This window comes from Staphylococcus sp. GW823-FHT05F06 (genome assembly GCF_058795495.1).
The window spans coordinates 1-17,892 of the sequence record NZ_JBXAHW010000019.1 but is presented as its reverse complement, the minus strand read 5'-3'; the positions used below and the strand labels follow the sequence as shown (position 1 = coordinate 17,892).

Below are 17,892 nucleotides of genomic sequence, written 5' to 3'. Positions count from 1 at the left end.
AAAGTAGATTTATCTTTTAATCAGGTCAATTTTATATGTTAAATTGTGATATCATTCTCTATGATTAATTTAATCGCTTTATGATCTGTTGCATTTCTAAATAAATCATAGGCACTTTCGATTTCACTCAGTTTACTATAATGTGTCACGAGTTGTTCTGGTTGTATTATTTTGCTTTTTAACGCTTCAAGTAATTCTTCAGTTGTATTTCCTGAAACTAAACCAGTAGTTACGTTAATATTTTTAATCCATAATTTATCTATATCAAGTTGTACAGGTAACCCATGCACACCAACATTAGCAATCGTACCATCGACACCAATTAAATTTTGACATAAATCAAAGGTTTGTGGAATTCCGACAGCTTCAATAGCAACATCAACACCACGTGGATTTAACGATTTTACCTTTTTAATTGCGGTTTCAGTCTCTTTAGAGTTAATTAAATGCGTAGCACCTATTTCTTTAGCGGTTTCTAATCTATTATCATCTAAATCAATCATAATAATTTTTGAAGGTGAATAGAATTGTGCTGTAAGTAATGCTGCTAAACCTACAGGACCAGCACCTACAATGGCTACTGTACAGCCAGGTTTAACTTTACCTTTTAAAACACCAATTTCATAACCTGTTGGAAGTATATCTGATAACATTACAAGGGCGTCTTCTTTTAAATTTGAAGGGGCGTGATATAAAGAATTATCTGCAAAAGGAACTTTAACATATTCTGCTTGAGTACCATTCACTAAATGTCCTAATATCCATCCTCCTCCGTTTTCACAATGTGCATAGATACCTTTTTTGCAATAGTAGCATTTGCCACATGATGAAATGCAAGAGATAATCACTTTATCTCCAACTTTGAAGTTGTTAACGTTGTCACCAATTTCTTCAATGATTCCAATACCTTCGTGACCTAGTGTCGTATGTGATTTAACTTCAGGTGTATCTCCTTTTATGATATGAAGATCTGTACCACATATTGTCGTCTTAACTATGCGAATAATAGCGTCAGTACTGCTCGTAATGGTTGGCTTCTCTTTATCCGTAAGTTGTGCATGACCAGGTTTTAAGTATTCATAAGCTTTCATATCAATACCTCCATTCATTATGTGAAATTTTTCGCAATAATTATACCACGTTTTTTGAATGGATATATATAATTTTTGTGAAAAAATACATTTTACTCAGTGTGTTCAGTTTTTTATGAAATTAAATAGAGTATTTAAAATAGTGAAGTGCGATACATTGTTCATTTACACTTAAATCATTTATGATTGAGTTAAGTCTTTGAAAGATAGTAGGTGTATATCATGTATGAGAATATACAAAATATTGAAGATTTTTACCGATTTATAAATGCACACGCTTTAGCTGTTGTTCATATTATGAGAGATAATTGTACAGTATGTCATGCAGTATTACCCCAAATTCAAGATTTACTAAAGGACTATCCGAAAGCACAATTAGGTGTGATTAATCAATCTAATGTTGAAGAGATTGCCGGAGAACTTTCTATTTTTACAGTACCTGTTGATTTAATTTTTTTGAAAGGGAAAGAAATGCATAGACAAGCACGTTTTATCGATATGCAATCGTTTGAAAAACAATTGTATATGATGCAAAATGCCATCGATTAAGCTATTCTAAAATAATAATTGAAAATCAAATAGCAAATTTAAAAATGCCTGGGAAATTAATTCGGTAGATTTCACAGGCATTTATTTTTTTGTATTTTTAATCATTGGGCTGTATCTTCATTCGTGTTATGATTAATCTCGTATATTTTAAATTAAACAGTCAATAGATGAAGGAGGCCAAAATGAAGAAGCAACAAAATAAAGTCCATATGATTAATATATCTTTATGCCTTATAGGGACATTACTTATTGCAATCGCAGTAAATAGTTTTGTTATACCGGGCAATTTAGGTGAGGGTGGTTCTATAGGCCTTTCATTAATTCTGAATTATACTCTAGGTATTTCACCCGCACTCAGTTCCTTCATCATTAACGCAATATTAATTATTGTAGGTTGGAAATTTCTCAGTAGAACGACAGCGATTTACACTGCTATAACAATCACCGCAAGTTCAATTTTTCTTGATTTAACTCACACATTCGGATTAGGTATTCATGATAATTTTATTAATTCAATTTTTGCAGGTTTAATGTTGGGAATCGGTTCTGGGTTAGTAATTACTGCTCATAGTACATTGGGTGGTACATCTGTCATTGCACGTATCATTTCAAAATATAGTGAGATGAAGACGTCACAAGCACTACTTATATTAGATGCAATCATCGTGTTATCATTTATCGTTGTTTTACCTATAACGAATGTATTATATACTATTGTGATGCTATTTATTGTTGAAAAATCAATGTCTTTTGTTGTTGAAGGATTTAATCCTAAAAAAGCTGTGACAGTTATTTCAAAATATAATAAAGAAATCAGTGCTGATATATATGAAATGACTGGAAGAGGGGCAACCTTATTAAGTGGTAAAGGTGCTTACCAAAAAAGTGATACAGAAGTTCTATATGCCGTGGTATCCCAAAATCAAGTTGGAGCAATAAAAAAGATTGTTAATCAATATGATGAAAATGCCTTTTTAGTGATTCATGATGTGCGTGATGTCTTAGGTAATGGATTTATTAATATTAAATAAGATTTAATAAATTGAGCCAATTACTCAATGTTTAGACGCTGATGGTTTAAAATGGTTATAGATTGAGGAGGTTGGCACATTCATGTTTAAAAAGATTGCTACTATACTAGGTTCGACATTATTTGGTACAGTTTTATTCGCAAAAGTGAAAGAAAAGCGTAGTTATAAAAGTTTTTTACAAGAGAAAATGATTAGAATATCAGGAATGAAAAAGACATTTGAAAGTATAGATGACGCGAAAAAAGCTTTGAATGAGACTAAATATCAAACTGCAGGTAAATATAATGGAACAACATATGAATTTAAGCATAAAGTTCAAATAAGAGATTATTATGGTTCTTTAGTCTATGTTGTTAATGATCATGGTCTTCCAGATCAACGCACGGTCTTATATGTACATGGAGGCGCATGGTTCCAAGATCCTTTGGAAAATCATTTTGAATATTTAGACTTACTCGTTGATGCGCTCGATGCTAGGGTGATTATGCCCGTATATCCTAAAATACCACACAGAGATTATCATACGACATTTGAATTATTAACAAAAATATATAAGCGATTACTGACTAAAATTGATGAACCTGAAAACTTGGTCATCATTGGAGATTCAGCCGGGGGACAAATTGCATTAGCTTTTGCACAAATGTTAAAAAAAGAGCAACTGAGTCAACCTGGCCATATTGTTCTTATTTCACCGGTGCTTGATGCGACATTTAAGAATCCAGAAGCAAGAAAATATGAAAAAGAAGATCCAATGCTTGGAATTGATGGCAGTAAATATCTTGTAGAGTTATGGGCTGGTGATGCACCACTAGATGACTATAAGATGTCTCCAATGAATGGTGATTTAGAAGGCCTAGGACATATTACACTTACTGTAGGAACCAAAGAAACATTATATCCTGATGCAGTTAAGTTCTCTCACATGTTAAATGATAAAGGAATAAAGCATCAGTTTATCCCAGGTTACAATTTATTTCATATTTATCCCTTATTCCCTATCCCAGAACGCCAACGCTTTTTAGAACAGCTAAAAAAAATCATTGTCACAAAAGAGTTATAATCAAATGAGATGCGGATACTTAATGAAAAGTTATAATTATGTATTCCCAAAAATAAAGCGAACTCTTGTTATCAATAGTATTGATAACTCGAATTCGCTTTTTTAATATGTTTATTATTTTTATATGCTTCGTTTATATTTACAGCTTTATATTCAGAGTTTGAAAATGAGTGTGCTTTTGTATTGTTTGACTCATTATTTGATGACGTAACATCTTCGTTACTGTTTCTTGAAGTATTGTTGATACGAGAGTGATCAGTATCTAGAACAGAATTACTCATGTCTTTACCACTTAAACTTCCAATAAGTATAAATGCGAGGTAAATACTACAAATAATTAAAATAATTGCTAGATAGATGCCAACAGCAAGTTTAACTGACTTCTCCATACCTCTCCTCCTAAAGTCGTAATATCTTTCATATATAATGTAACATCGTTGTTTTAATCTAATGTAAATTATAAGTAAATTTATTATGACCCAACTATGATAAGCTATAATTATTGTGATTAGCGTAATTTAATTCTGTGAAATTTAATTTGTATTCACAAAAAATTGTTATTATGGTATGAATTTACATAAATTTACGTTAACATAACATTGATTTAAAGTTTTTAAAACTGAATCAATATCGAAGTGATAGTCTACTACTAGCAAAAGATTAAGCCATTTATAGTAGATGTCTTAAATATGTAGAATATTAAATTAACAAATGGTTAATTTATTTATATTTGATGATTTAAGGTTATTTAACTATCTTTAAAATTTACAATTTAATATTAAAAAGATTTATAAGTATCATGATTTACATACATAAGAAAAGAGAGGTAAAGCAGATTGTTACTCATTATAGCGTGTGTTGCGCTTATTCTCTGGCTAGGAATTAAAGAGAAGAAGCGTCATGCAAATCGACTTGAAAAAATTCCATTACGTATTAACATAAATGGAATTCGTGGGAAATCTACGATTACTCGGATGGCTTACAGTGTTCTACGTGAGGATAAGTATAGAGTTATTGGTAAGACAACAGGAACAGATGCACGAATGCTTTATTGGTTTACTGAAAAGGAATATCCAGTAATCAGAAAACCACAAGGCGCCAACATTGGAGAACAACGAGATATTATTCGTAAGGTGGTTAAACAAAAAGCAAATGCCCTAGTTAATGAGTGTATGGCTGTAAATCCAGATTATCAAATTACCTTTCAAAATGATTTAGTAAAAGCAAATATCGGTGTAATTGTTAATGTGATGGAAGACCATATGGATGTCTTAGGACCGACACTTAAAGATGTAGCGCAAGCTTTTACTGCAACAATTCCATATAACGGGAAATTAGTTGTAATGAAAGATAACTATACTAGTTTCTTTGCAAAGGAAGCTAAAAAGCGTAATTCAGAACTCATTGTTGTAGATAAAGACGTCATACCAGAATCATATTTACGGAAGTTCGATTATTTAGTATTTCCTGATAATGTAGCTATTGTGTTAGGAATAGCGCAAGCAGTTGGTGTAGATGAAGAAACTGCATTACAAGGTATGTTAAATGCACCAGCCGATCCAGGTGCTGTTAGAATTAAATATTTCCATGCAAATCGCACAAAAAATGTATTTGTTAATGCATTCGCTGCTAATGAACCGCAGTCTACAAAAGCGATTTTGAATAAAGTGGAATCATATAATTATCCATACGATAAGAAAATAATCATTCTCAATTGTCGTTCAGATAGGGTTGATAGAACACAACTGTTTGTTGATAACTTTTTAGGTGAAGTCGATTACGATGTTCTCATTTGTACAGGAAAAAGTACACAAATGGTGACACAGTTTATGGAAACAATGCCAGAAAAAACATATATCAATTATGAAGGACGAGACTTTGTAGAGATTGAAAAAGGTATTCTACATGAAGCTGAGAATGCACTTGTATTTTGTGTAGGAAACATCCACGGCCCGGGTGGTAGAATAGCGGAATTCATAGAAGGGATAGAATAAAATGATAGGTTCAGAATTATATTTCTCCTTATTCGTAGGTGTCGTACTCAGTTTGATATTTGCTGAGAAATTTGGGATTAATCCAGCAGGGTTAGTCGTTCCAGGTTATTTAGCTTTGATTTTTGATCAACCGATCATGTTGTTATCAGTATTAATCATTAGTTGCTTAACTTATTTTATCGTAAGCAACGGTATTAGTAAGTGGGTTATTTTATATGGTAGAAGAAAATTCGCTGCCATGATACTGACAGGAATGGTGATTAAATTTATATTTGATCTCTTGTACCCATTGACCCCATTTGAAATGGTTGAAGTTTCAGGTATAGGTGTTGTCATTCCTGGTATTATTGCGAATACAATTCAAAAACAAGGTGTAGTCATTACACTTTCTACAACAATGTTATTAACATGTATTACATATATCATCTTATTTTTATATAGTTTTATTAATTAATCACGAACAAGGAGCGCGTACTAATGACAAAGAAAAAACGTTTATCGCCTAGTGAGTGGTTGCTTAAACAATCTAAAAGACATAAAAGGAAAAATACACTTTACACGGCAATTGTACTTTTAGTAGCGTTAGTTCTACTCATATTTGCTGTTAAATCAATACAAGTAGAACCTGTAAAAAGTGATACGAGAGACAAAGATAGCATTCGTATCACCTATTTAGGTAACGTCACTTTAAATAAACATATTCGACAAACTAACTTGAATGATGTTTTTAAAGGTATTCAAGATACTTTAGATCATAGTGATTTTTCAACAGGTTCATTAATAGTAAATGATTTTTCACGAAATCAAAAAGATAACATAAATAAAAATATTGAAAATATCATGTTTCTACGCAAGCATAATGTTAAAAGTGTTAACTTAATCAACGAATCTATGGATAATATTCAAGCGACAGCAATGATGAGAAAAATAGATTCCCAAGCAGGTTATAATTTTTTAACAGGTAATGGTTCAAATCCAATTAATAGTAAAACTGTACAACAAGACATTAAAGGTAAAAAAATAGCTAATGTTTCATTTACCGATATCGAATCTAACTATACTAACTCTTTAAAAAACACGACGTCAATTAGTTTAGATCCAGCTATATTTTATCCTTTAATAAAAAAATTAAAGGAAAATAATGATTACGTCGTAGTCAATGTAGATTGGGGGATACCTAATGAACGAAATGTGACTACACGTCAAAAAGAATATGCACATGCGTTAGCGAATGCTGGTGCAGATGTCATTATTGGTCATAATACAGTTATTCAAAAAGTTGAAAATTATAAGCGAACGCCTATTTTTTATAGTTTAGGTAACACAACGTCTGATAACTTCTTATCAAAAAATCAGAAAGGAATGATTGTACAACAAGACTGGAAAGGTTCGCATAATCAGTTCCATATCACACCAATTCAATCAAAAGATGGAAAAATCTCTAAAGATAATATGAATAAAATGGATCATATTCGATTCAAAAATAACATTAAAGATAAATCAATTGATTTAAAATCTGATCAAAATGGAGGTTATACTTTTGAATATTAAAAAGCATTGGTTACAAATTGTTGTAGTCATTCTTGTAGTTGTTATCTTTTTATTAGTTACTTTCGCTAGGGCAAATGAAGGTTTAGATAATTATGAGCAACATGAATTAAATAATGGTGAACAGCAATATCTTTCAAAAGGGGCAAGCTAATTATGAATATATATAATAAAGTGACATTATCTGTCATTTTAGTTATAACAATTATCATTTCGTTCCTCTTTTATTTTTATACAACAGAGAAAAAAGTGGACAAAGATAAATTGTATGAAAACAAAATTACAAATCATAAACAAGCAGGTAAACCTAAAAATTATGGTGTCGCATCTAATAATAAAATAGCTACGAAAGTCGGAAATAAGATTATTGAAGATGGTGGAAATGCGGTTGATGCGGCAATAGGTGTTTCTTATGCACTAGCAGTGACAGAACCTCATTCATCAGGACTAGGAGGTGGCGGTGCGACACTTACATATAATGGTAAAGAGAATGAAACGCCTAAAGCTTATGAATATAAAACAATGTCCTCATATGAATATAAAGAAGGCGACAAAATTGGAGTTCCTGGCTTCGTGAGAGGATTACATGATATGCACGCGAAAGAAGGAAAAATGGATGAGAAAAAGATTTTAGATTACGTTATTCCGCTTGCTAAAGATGGTTTTGAGGTAGATTCAGAACTAGAAAGAAGTTTGAAATTATATGGTCGTGATATTGATCACAACTCACCATTCTATAAAGGAAATAAAAGTGTTCGCGAAGGAGATATTGTAAAACAAGATAAACTCGCTAATACATTAACTAAAATCAAAGATAAAGGTCCTGATTACTTCTATGAAGATATTGGTAAAAGTGTTTCAAAACAATTAGATAATAAATTAACTGAAAGAGATTTCAAAGAATTTAAAACAGAAGAAAAAGAAGCGGTAAGTACTGATTATAAGAATAATCAAGTGTATTCAGCACCTAATCCTTTAGGAGGCACATTAATGCTTCAAGGATTGAAAATTGATGAAAAAGAAAATGTAGACAATATGGATCGCAATAATTTTATCACAGCAATGATTAAATCACGTGATGTTATGTATAAGAATAGAGACATTGTTAATGGTAATGAGCCTAGTAATGAACAACATCTGACTGATGATTATTTACTTGGTGAACTTAACAAAGTTAATATTGGTGAAAACACAGATAATGGCAGTGATTTTGATCAAATTAGAACGGATAATACAAGTACAACCCATTTTGTAGTTATTGATAAGAATGGTAAGTTAGCAAGTACGACTAATACACTATCCAGTTACTTTGGGACAGGAGACTATATGAAAGAGGGCTTCTATATGAATAACTCTTTAGGCGACTTTAGTAAGGATAAATCAAGTCCTAATCATGGTGAACCTCACAAGGCGCCTAGATCATTTATTTCTCCGTCAGTAATTGTTGGCCCTAATTTCTATATGGGTATTGGTACACCAGGTGGGAACAAGATTCCAACAATTCTTAATGAAGTGATTGTCGATTATTTAAACAGTGATGGTTCATTACAAGAATCTATTAATAAACCAAGATTTTATAATGACGGCGGCACGATATTTTACGAAAATGCTATGACTGATGAAGATATAAATATCTTTAAAAGTCTTGGTTATGGTGTTGAAGAAAAGCATAATGATCCAAACTTTGGCAGTGTCCAAGGTGCTGTTTATGATAAAGATAAAAATACTGTAGATGTCGGTCATGATGTAGGTAACCGTTAAAATAAATACTTAATTTAATAAGCACCTTAAATGAGTAATGAAAACATTTAAGGTGCTTTTTTGTGTGTATTAAATTATAAATTTTATATACATATTTATTTGTTTTCAAGTTTAACGATAAAAATAACTTAAATATGAATATAATTTAAGACAATTTTTTGACAAAGAGTGTAAGCGTATACAATGAATGAAAGAAGTAGTATGATGATTGAGTGGAAGAATTACATATAAAAATGAAATATATAGAGGTGTCTTATGGACTTTATAGCTATTTTAATCGGATTAGGGCCACTATTAGGCTGGGGATTATTTCCAACTATCGCTTCTAAGTTTGGTGGACGTCCAGTCAATCAAATCTTTGGTGCTACTGTTGGTACTTTGATCTTCGCAATTGTTCTAGCACTATTTAAAGGTATAGGTTTACCAGGAGGTATGGCATTAGTATTTTCGCTCATATCAGGTGCAGGATGGGCATTTGGTCAAATTATTACTTTTAAAGCGTTCGAATTAGTAGGTTCATCAAGAGCGATGCCAATTACTACTGCATTTCAATTACTTGGTGCATCTTTATGGGGCGTTTTTGCGCTTGGCAACTGGCCCGGTATAACAAACAAAATCATTGGATTTCTAGCTTTACTCGTAATTCTTATAGGTGCACGTATGACTGTATGGACTGAAACAAAACAACAAGAATATAGTAAAAATCTACGAAGTGCAGTGCTCTTATTACTTGTAGGTGAAATTGGCTATTGGATATATTCTGCTGCACCTCAAGCAACAGATATTGGTGGATTTAAAGCTTTTTTACCTCAAGCTATAGGGATGGTCATTGTGGCTGTCATCTATGCGTTGATGAATATGTCTAAAGGTAATGCTTTTAAAGAGAAAGTAAGTTGGCAACAAATAATATCCGGATTTTTCTTTGCGTTTGCTGCTTTAACTTATTTAATTTCAGCACAACCTAATATGAATGGTTTAGCAACAGGATTTGTTCTATCTCAAACATCTGTAGTATTAGCAACGCTAACAGGCATTTTTTTCTTAAATCAGAAAAAAACATCAAAAGAATTAATGATTACAATTGTGGGATTAGTTCTTATTTTAGTTGCAGCATCAATTACAGTGTTTATTAAATAATATTAAGAAGGGACGAATAAGATGAAGAAAACAGCAGTATTAAATAGTCACATTTCAAGCGCAATCTCCACACTAGGTCACTATGATTTATTAACGATTAATGATGCGGGTATGCCTATACCTAATGATGACAAACGTATAGATTTAGCAGTGACTAAGTCATTGCCACGTTTCATTGATGTGTTGGAGACAGTGTTAACTGAAATGGAAATACAAAAAGTATATTTAGCAGAAGAAATTAAAACTGCGAATGCACAGCAATTAAAAGCAATTAAGAAATTAATCAATGATGATGTAGAAATTAAATTTATTGCGCATTCTGAGATGAAAGAAATGTTAAAATCTCCTTTAAATAAAGGGAATATACGTACTGGTGAAATCACTCCTTTTTCTAACATTATCCTAGAATCTAATGTGACTTTTTAAGCTTAATAGTCATGTGATTGTGCTTTTAAAAAGATAAAGTAGGTGAAGTTGAAATGAATAAAAATAAAGTGATTGTAATTGGATCAACAAATGTAGATAAATTTCTTAATGTTAAAAGGTTTCCAAAACCCGGTGAGACATTACATATTAATCAAGCTCAAAAGGAGTTTGGTGGGGGCAAGGGAGCCAATCAAGCCATAGCAGCTAGTAGATTAGCAGCAGATACAACATTTATCAGTAAAGTTGGTAAAGATGGCAATGCCAACTTTATATTGGAAGATTTCAAAAAAGCAGGTATTCATACACAATATATTTTAACTTCAGAAAGTGAAGAAACTGGGCAAGCATTTATCACTGTTGATGAAGCAGGACAAAATACGATTCTTGTTTACGGTGGTGCGAATATGACATTAAGTGCAACTGATGTTGAGATGAGTGCGGATGCGTTTATTGGTGCAGACTTTGTTGTAGCGCAGCTTGAAGTTCCATTTGAGGCGATAGAACAAGCATTTAAAATTGCTCGTAAACAAAATATCACTACTGTATTAAATCCTGCACCGGCAATTGAATTGCCTAAGTCACTTTTAGAGTTAACTGATATAATTATTCCAAACGAAACGGAAGCAGAATTATTAACAGGTATTTCAATCAATAATGAAAGTGATATGAAAGAAACAGCAACATATTTTCTCGATTTAGGTATATCTGCAGTATTAATTACTTTAGGGGAGCAAGGCACGTATTGTGCATATCAAGAACAATACAAAATGATTCCTGCGTGTAATGTAAAAGCAATAGATACGACAGCAGCAGGAGATACATTTATAGGTGCTTTTTTAAGTGAGTTAAATAAAGATTTGAGTAATATAGAATCGGCTATTCGACTTGCAAATCAAGCGTCGTCTCTAACGGTACAACGAAAAGGAGCACAAGCTTCTATACCAACACGTAAAGAAGTAGAGGCAGAATATAATTAATGAAATAAGAGTCTGTGACATGGAATAATGTCGCAGACTTTCCTCACTTATAAAGAGGGAATCTCTAAATTTTATAACTGTTTAAATAATGTCAAAGGCCCAATAAAAAGAGATTATAGAAAAATCGAACAGATTAAGCCAGTTGCACGACGATGACGAAATTTAACACGAATTCTTCTCCACACCCTCATATAGTGTAATGAATACCTTTTAATTTTAAGTTTTAATTCTCGTTCTAACTATTTATGATATATTTATACTTAATTAACTTTTTAAACAAAGGGTGAACGATGGTGAAAGAAGTAGTTCTAGGAATTGATTTAGGCACAAGCGCAATAAAAATTATTGCTGTTGATCAACTAGGAAATGTCATTGAATCAGTAAGCGAAACATTAAAGTTATACCAAGAGCATCCTGGTTATAGCGAACAAGACCCTAATGAATGGTTTGAGGCTACTAAGAAAGGGATAAAAGAATTAATTCAATCAACAGAAATGTCAGATAAGATAGTAAAGGGGATTTCTTTTTCAGGTCAAATGCATGGGTTGGTCATAGTTGATGATAATGGCATTCCTTTGAGAAAAGCGATTTTATGGAATGATACTAGAAATTCAATACAATGTAGACAAATTGAAGATATATATGGTGAAAGATTGAATTACAATCCGATATTAGAAGGATTTACACTTCCTAAAATGTTATGGGTACAACAACATGAACCTGAAATTTGGAATCGAGTTGATGTTTTTATGTTGCCTAAAGATTATTTACGTTATTGCTTAACGCAGACAATTCATATGGAATATAGTGATGCATGTAGTACATTATTATTCAATCCTGAGAATTATGAATGGACAAAAGATGTTGGAGATACATTTAACATTGGTGATATCTATCCACCCTTAGTAAAATCACATTCGTATGTTGGAAATGTAACTTCATCACTGGCTAAAGAATTAGGATTATCTAGTGATGTTGCTGTATATGCTGGGGGTGGTGATAATGCATGTGGTGCAATTGGTGCTGGTGTCATCCATGATAAAAGTGCATTATGTAGCATAGGTACTTCAGGTGTTGTATTAAATGTTGAATACCAACGTGTGACCTCATATGATAGTAATTTACACTTATTCAATCATAGTGTTCCAGATACTTATTACGCAATGGGAGTAACGTTGGCAGCAGGCTATAGTTTAAACTGGTTAAAACAAACTTTTTTTGAAAATGAATCTTTTGAAGAGATTTTAAATTTAGCTGCATCTTCAAAGATAGGTGCCAATGGACTACTATTTACACCTTACTTAGCTGGAGAACGTACGCCACATGGTGATGCTCAAATACGTGGAAGTTTTATAGGTATCAGTGGGCAACATACTAAAGCTGACTTTGCGAGAGCAGTAATCGAAGGCATAACGTATTCTTTATATGATTCTATAAAGATTATGAGACGAGCTGGTCATGAAATGAACTCTATCACTTCAATCGGTGGTGGTGCTAAGAGTAGATTTTGGTTACAACTTCAAGCTGATATTTTTAATGTGCAAATAAAAAGATTGAAGCATGAAGAAGGCCCAAGCATGGGAGCGGCAATTTTAGCGGCATACGGTCTAGGATGGTTTAAAACAATTGAGTCTTGTGTAGAGGCATTTATTAAAGTAGACGAGGTGTTTGAGCCGAATAATGAAAATCATGACCTTTATGAACAATACTATTCAGTTTATGAAGCTATATATAAACAAACGAAACAGCTTACTGCTGATTTGTTAACGATAACGAATTAAATATTAAAGACTTATCGCTCACTTTTAATGGCGATGAGTCTTTTTATTATAGTCAATTATAAGGAAATGAAAAAAATAATTATATTTATTAACAGTAAATACAATTATGTCGAAGAAAAGTTCAAAAATTGAAAAACTGTCTACTAAAAATGATAAGTAAAAATTTAATTATTAAAATGAATATTGACATTGATTTAAATTATACGTTTAATATAGGTATCATTTTTAAGATTTGAGCAATCAAGACTATATAAGCATCGAGAGGATGATACTATGTTTATTTCAAAACAAGAATTATATGAAAAGTTACAATATGTTACGCCAAGAACGTTTGCCTACTTGAATGAAATAGATTATTATAACTTATTAATGATAATTGAAGAGCATCAAATATCTATTCCACCGATTCATCAACTTCGAAAAACATTGCGAGGAAGTAAAATTATGAAGCCTAAGAATCGCGTAGACAATTGTTATATTCATTTAAAGGATGAAATTCCGACCCCTATTAACAATGAACAATTAAGTTTCCTGCATTTTTATCCACGTCAGCAAATACATTTAATTTTGAGTGCTTATTCTAGAATGAAAAGTCTAAAGTTACAATCTCAAAAACATTGTTTAAAGCTCAAATTCCCCTTAGATCAGCATTCTATTCGTAAAGAAATTACACCACCTCAAAGCTCTGATAAAGACAATGATATTTTAATTTGTCTATTACAAAAATTAATCAACGAAATTACCAAATGTCAAGTTCCTGTTTCTCTAAAGAATAATTCTTTCGAAATAAAACTACCAAACTATATCATAAAGGTTGATTTAAACTATCACGAACAGCAAGACCATTTATATCCATTACAATATAGCATCCACGCATGGCATAGAGATTTCCAATATCTCGAAATCTCAAATACCTTCACAATACCGTCTTTGAATGATCTTATTTTCCATATACAAAAGCTTTTTTTACTTATATTTCAATTACCTGAACATCTCGCGAGACAAGAATATTCATTGAGTCAATATTATTTTTACTCGCAATGCCATACAAAAAATTAAATAGACACTTAAAATATTTGATAGTGAGATGTCGAGCACCACCATAAAAGGTACGAAAGGTAAGTTATAAGAAGGTTAAAGTATGATAAAATTCGTTTCATTTATTTGATATTAAGTCATTAAAACACATTATTTAACATAAACATTCATATTGCTTAGAATCTATACCATAAAATTACGTGTAGATTCTCAATCTTTTCGCAATCATTGATTGAAATGGAATTTTTGGTTCATAAAGTTTTTTATAAACTCAGTCAATAAGAGCGATAGAGCGGGACATAGAATTTTTAGATGAATTCAGTTCCGCTCCTTTTTTAATTGTGACTAATTTTTTACAAACATGACTTTTAGCGTTAGAATACATGGAGTCATCTTAGTTATGCATTGACAAAATATTGAATCATTGTGATTAACTTTTTACTTTTACAGTATTTAAAGTAGATAAATAAAACCAATTAACTAAAAAAAGTAATTTGAAACTATCGTAAAATATAAAATTCGTGTATATAAATGTTTTAGGAAGACTATTAAAACGATTTTGTGAATTAATTCACAATATAGACTTAATTGTGTTCAATAAATTGTTGAAATCGCTTTCTTTAGGGTGTACGATAACTATGGCCTAAAAATAAAGAAAGAAGGTTTTGGGGAAATGGATATTATTTTAGGAGTAGGGACTTTAGTACTCGTTCTTATTATCATGACGCTTTTCTTAAATTTTGCGCCATATGGTAAACAAGGTTTACAAGCTTTATCAGGGGCTGCTTGTGCCACGTTTTTACCACAGGCGTTCTTAAGTTACGCAATTGGTGGCGTATTCCATGTTAAATTTTTCCAAGAAATTGGTGATCTAGCAGGGAGTTTAAGTGGTATAGCTGTTGGTATATTAACTTGTCTAAAGTTAGAAGTGTCTCCAGTATTTGCAGTCATTGTAGGTTTAGTATTACATGACTCAAAATTATTACCTGCGTTTATCGCAGCGTATGTTGTTGCATTTGGAATCAAGTTTGTTGAGAAAAAAGTTCCAGAGGGACTAGATTTAATTGTTGTTATTTTATTGGCTCCAGCAGTTACATTTGGTCTTGCAAACTTAATTTCTCCAGGGGTTATTGCAGTACTTAAACAAATTGGTAGTGCAATCACTTCAGTAGGTGATAACAACCCATATGCATTAGCAGTCATTTTAGGACTTGTTATTCCTGTAACTGGTATGACGCCATTAAGCTCAATGGTGCTTACAAGCTTATTAGGTTTAACTGGTATTCCAATGGCAATTGGTGCATTAACATGTACAGGAGCATCTTTTGTTAATGGAATCTTATTTAGCAAATTAAAAATTGGTAATAAAGGTAATGCCTTCGCGGTATTTGTAGAACCGTTAACTCAAATTGACTTAATTGCCAAATATCCACTACAACTGTTTGGTGCGAATGCCATTATTGGTGTTGTAAATGCTTGTATTGTCACATACAGTGGACTAATTATTGATATTAAAGGTATGGCAACACCTATAGCAGGTGCTATTGTACTTTATGGCTTTAACGACGCTGTAAGATCTACAATTACAATTATCGCAGTAGCAATTGCAAGTGTGATATTAGCGTACGTTATTAGTGCTATTATTAATAAATTTAACTTGATGAATGTCGGATTCAAGTTACCACGTAGAAAAAACCAAGTTAAGGAGAGTGTTTAATGATGGCTAAAAGCTATGATTATCAAAGTGCTTTCGATATTATTGGACCAGTAATGATGGGACCTTCAAGTTCTCATACAGCAGGTGCAGTAAAAATTGGTAATTCAGCGAGAGCTGTGTTAGGAGATATGCCTAAGCATATAGAAATTCGTTATTATGAATCTTTTGCTAAAACGCATCAAGGGCATGGTACAGACGTTGCTATTGTCGGTGGTGCTATGGGCTACAGCACTTTCGATAGTAGAATTAAATCATCCTTAGACATAGCAAAAGATGAAAATATTACAATTGATATTATTGAAGATGAAGGAGAAAGTATTGGTCAACATCCTAACTGTGCTTATATCAAAGCAAATACGAAAGACGGACGTTATATAGAAGTGATAGGTATTTCTATTGGTGGCGGTACAATCAAACTAAAAGGTATCAATGTAAATGGTTTAAATGTGGAACTAAATCATGGGCTTCCAATGTTAGTTATAGATGGAAATATGAATAAAGCTAAAATAAATCATCTTATTAATGATTTATCAGATATGGACTTAGACTTAGGTGAAGAATTAATAGAAACAAATGATAATGAAGGTTTAGTTGTATTTCCTTTAAATAAAGCAATCTCAGAATCAGCATTAAATATTATTAAAGATAAACATAGTGATTTAAACGTTTCCTATATCAAATAGAGGGGGATTAACATGTTTGATTCAATTAGAGAGACAATAGATTATTCAGTTGAAAATAACATCAGTTTTGCTGATATGATGATTAATGATGAAATGGAAAGAGAAGGTAAATCTCGCGAAGAAGTGCGTGATTTAATGAGACAAAACTTAAATGTTATGCGTGAGGCAGTTGAAAAAGGTACGACTGGCGATGGTGTGGAAAGTGTAACAGGTTATACAGGTCATGATGCTGCTAAACTTCGAGATTACAACGAGAATAATCATGCATTATCAGGTCATGAAATGATTGATGCAGTCAAAGGTGCAGTTGCAACGAACGAAGTCAATGCAGCAATGGGTATTATTTGTGCTACTCCGACAGCTGGTTCCTCGGGAACGATTCCCGGCGTAATATTTAAATTAGAAAAAACTCATAATATTACTGAAGATCAAATGATAGATTTTCTATTCACATCAGCTTTATTCGGGCGAGTAGTTGCAAACAACGCGAGCGTTGCCGGTGCAACTGGTGGTTGTCAAGCCGAAGTGGGTTCGGCATCTGCAATGGCTGCAGCTGCTGCAGTATCAATTTTTAACGGGTCACCAGAACAATCAGGACATGCCATGGCATTGGCAATTAGTAACTTATTAGGCTTAGTTTGCGATCCAGTTGCTGGTTTAGTTGAAATTCCATGTGTAATGCGTAATGCTATTGGTTCAGGAAATGCATTAATATCTGCAGACCTTGCACTAGCTGGAGTTGAAAGTCAAATTCCAGTTGATGAAGTCATAGGTGCTATGGATAGAGTAGGTCGTAATTTACCTGCATCATTAAGAGAAACAGGTTTAGGCGGTTTAGCAGGTACACCTACTGGCGAAAAAATTAAACGTAAAATATTCGGCGAAGCAGACAACATGGTTAAAAATAAATAATTAAGATTCAAATGCTCAGGCTTTGTAAATTATAAAGCTTGAGCATTTTTGTAATAAAAGCTGTTAAAAATTAAGAAAAAAATTATAAAAGACAAAGTTTTTATATTAAAAACATACTAAGATTAGCTATGAAGAAATCTATGACGATAGATTTTTTCATAGCTATTTTTTATAGTTATAGAGA

General features: G+C 32.2%; 18 protein-coding genes. 16 read left to right on the top strand and 2 right to left on the bottom strand.

Annotated elements, in window-relative coordinates; all coding sequences use genetic code 11:
- Positions 1-38 precede the first annotated feature (38 nt).
- Positions 39-1,091, bottom strand: coding sequence for a zinc-dependent alcohol dehydrogenase family protein (locus AC1Q7N_RS10460; RefSeq protein ID WP_002456033.1), 1,053 nt, complete (start codon positions 1,089-1,091; stop codon positions 39-41).
- Between the two features lie 222 nt (positions 1,092-1,313).
- Here AC1Q7N_RS10460 and AC1Q7N_RS10455 point away from each other — a divergent pair, with 222 nt between their 5' ends.
- The 3 genes from AC1Q7N_RS10455 to AC1Q7N_RS10445 all read left to right on the top strand — a co-directional run bounded on the left by AC1Q7N_RS10455 (position 1,314) and on the right by AC1Q7N_RS10445 (position 3,734).
- Positions 1,314-1,640 carry a thioredoxin family protein gene (locus AC1Q7N_RS10455; RefSeq protein ID WP_002438113.1) on the top strand — a complete coding sequence of 109 codons (327 nt, stop codon included), beginning with the start codon at positions 1,314-1,316 and terminating at the stop codon, positions 1,638-1,640.
- A gap of 182 nt (positions 1,641-1,822) precedes the next feature.
- Positions 1,823-2,671, top strand: a complete 849-nt coding sequence (locus AC1Q7N_RS10450) for a YitT family protein (protein WP_001832362.1) — start codon at positions 1,823-1,825, stop codon at positions 2,669-2,671.
- A gap of 82 nt (positions 2,672-2,753) precedes the next feature.
- Complete coding sequence (locus AC1Q7N_RS10445) at positions 2,754-3,734, top strand: alpha/beta hydrolase fold domain-containing protein (protein WP_049387578.1); 981 nt, start codon at positions 2,754-2,756, stop codon at positions 3,732-3,734.
- A 71-nt stretch (positions 3,735-3,805) separates the two neighbouring features.
- On the opposite strand, the gene AC1Q7N_RS10440 is transcribed toward AC1Q7N_RS10445, so the two are convergent.
- The gene (locus tag AC1Q7N_RS10440; RefSeq protein WP_002467724.1) at positions 3,806-4,123 is read right to left on the bottom strand and encodes a hypothetical protein; all 318 of its coding nucleotides are present in this window, start codon (positions 4,121-4,123) and stop codon (positions 3,806-3,808) included.
- Between the two features lie 447 nt (positions 4,124-4,570).
- Between AC1Q7N_RS10440 and pgsB the strand changes: the two genes are divergently transcribed.
- The 13 genes from pgsB to sdaAA all read left to right on the top strand — a co-directional run bounded on the left by pgsB (position 4,571) and on the right by sdaAA (position 17,708).
- The gene (gene pgsB, locus AC1Q7N_RS10435) at positions 4,571-5,728 is read left to right on the top strand and encodes a poly-gamma-glutamate synthase PgsB (RefSeq protein ID WP_002467727.1); all 1,158 of its coding nucleotides are present in this window, start codon (positions 4,571-4,573) and stop codon (positions 5,726-5,728) included.
- Position 5,729: 1 nt separating this feature from the next.
- Positions 5,730-6,182: a poly-gamma-glutamate biosynthesis protein PgsC gene (gene pgsC, locus AC1Q7N_RS10430; protein WP_001832320.1), complete on the top strand. Its 453-nt coding sequence runs from the start codon at positions 5,730-5,732 to the stop codon at positions 6,180-6,182.
- Between the two features lie 23 nt (positions 6,183-6,205).
- Positions 6,206-7,279 (top strand): CapA family protein, encoded by a 1,074-nt coding sequence (locus AC1Q7N_RS10425; RefSeq protein WP_001833104.1) that lies wholly within the window; start codon positions 6,206-6,208, stop codon positions 7,277-7,279.
- On the top strand, positions 7,269-7,430 hold the full coding sequence (locus tag AC1Q7N_RS10420; protein ID WP_002469060.1) for a hypothetical protein: 162 nt from the start codon (positions 7,269-7,271) through the stop codon (positions 7,428-7,430). The genes AC1Q7N_RS10425 and AC1Q7N_RS10420 overlap by 11 nt, the downstream gene beginning before the upstream one ends.
- Positions 7,431-7,432: 2 nt before the next feature.
- Positions 7,433-9,037, top strand: coding sequence for a gamma-glutamyltransferase (locus AC1Q7N_RS10415; RefSeq protein ID WP_001832324.1), 1,605 nt, complete (start codon positions 7,433-7,435; stop codon positions 9,035-9,037).
- A 255-nt stretch (positions 9,038-9,292) separates the two neighbouring features.
- Positions 9,293-10,174 (top strand): ribose/proton symporter RbsU, encoded by an 882-nt coding sequence (gene rbsU / locus AC1Q7N_RS10410; protein WP_002447102.1) that lies wholly within the window; start codon positions 9,293-9,295, stop codon positions 10,172-10,174.
- A 21-nt stretch (positions 10,175-10,195) separates the two neighbouring features.
- Positions 10,196-10,600: a D-ribose pyranase gene (rbsD, locus tag AC1Q7N_RS10405; RefSeq protein WP_002469069.1), complete on the top strand. Its 405-nt coding sequence runs from the start codon at positions 10,196-10,198 to the stop codon at positions 10,598-10,600.
- A 53-nt stretch (positions 10,601-10,653) separates the two neighbouring features.
- Positions 10,654-11,577: a ribokinase gene (gene rbsK, locus AC1Q7N_RS10400; protein ID WP_002467716.1), complete on the top strand. Its 924-nt coding sequence runs from the start codon at positions 10,654-10,656 to the stop codon at positions 11,575-11,577.
- A 290-nt stretch (positions 11,578-11,867) separates the two neighbouring features.
- The gene (gene xylB / locus AC1Q7N_RS10395) at positions 11,868-13,358 is read left to right on the top strand and encodes a xylulokinase (protein ID WP_002485370.1); all 1,491 of its coding nucleotides are present in this window, start codon (positions 11,868-11,870) and stop codon (positions 13,356-13,358) included.
- A 273-nt stretch (positions 13,359-13,631) separates the two neighbouring features.
- On the top strand, positions 13,632-14,417 hold the full coding sequence (locus tag AC1Q7N_RS10390) for a hypothetical protein (protein ID WP_001832336.1): 786 nt from the start codon (positions 13,632-13,634) through the stop codon (positions 14,415-14,417).
- 652 nt (positions 14,418-15,069) lie between these two features.
- Positions 15,070-16,113, top strand: coding sequence for a PTS sugar transporter subunit IIC (locus AC1Q7N_RS10385; RefSeq protein WP_001832326.1), 1,044 nt, complete (start codon positions 15,070-15,072; stop codon positions 16,111-16,113).
- Positions 16,114-16,115: 2 nt separating this feature from the next.
- The gene (gene sdaAB / locus AC1Q7N_RS10380; protein WP_002493287.1) at positions 16,116-16,796 is read left to right on the top strand and encodes an L-serine ammonia-lyase, iron-sulfur-dependent subunit beta; all 681 of its coding nucleotides are present in this window, start codon (positions 16,116-16,118) and stop codon (positions 16,794-16,796) included.
- Positions 16,797-16,808: 12 nt separating this feature from the next.
- On the top strand, positions 16,809-17,708 hold the full coding sequence (gene sdaAA, locus AC1Q7N_RS10375) for an L-serine ammonia-lyase, iron-sulfur-dependent, subunit alpha (protein WP_002469061.1): 900 nt from the start codon (positions 16,809-16,811) through the stop codon (positions 17,706-17,708).
- Positions 17,709-17,892 lie beyond the last annotated feature (184 nt).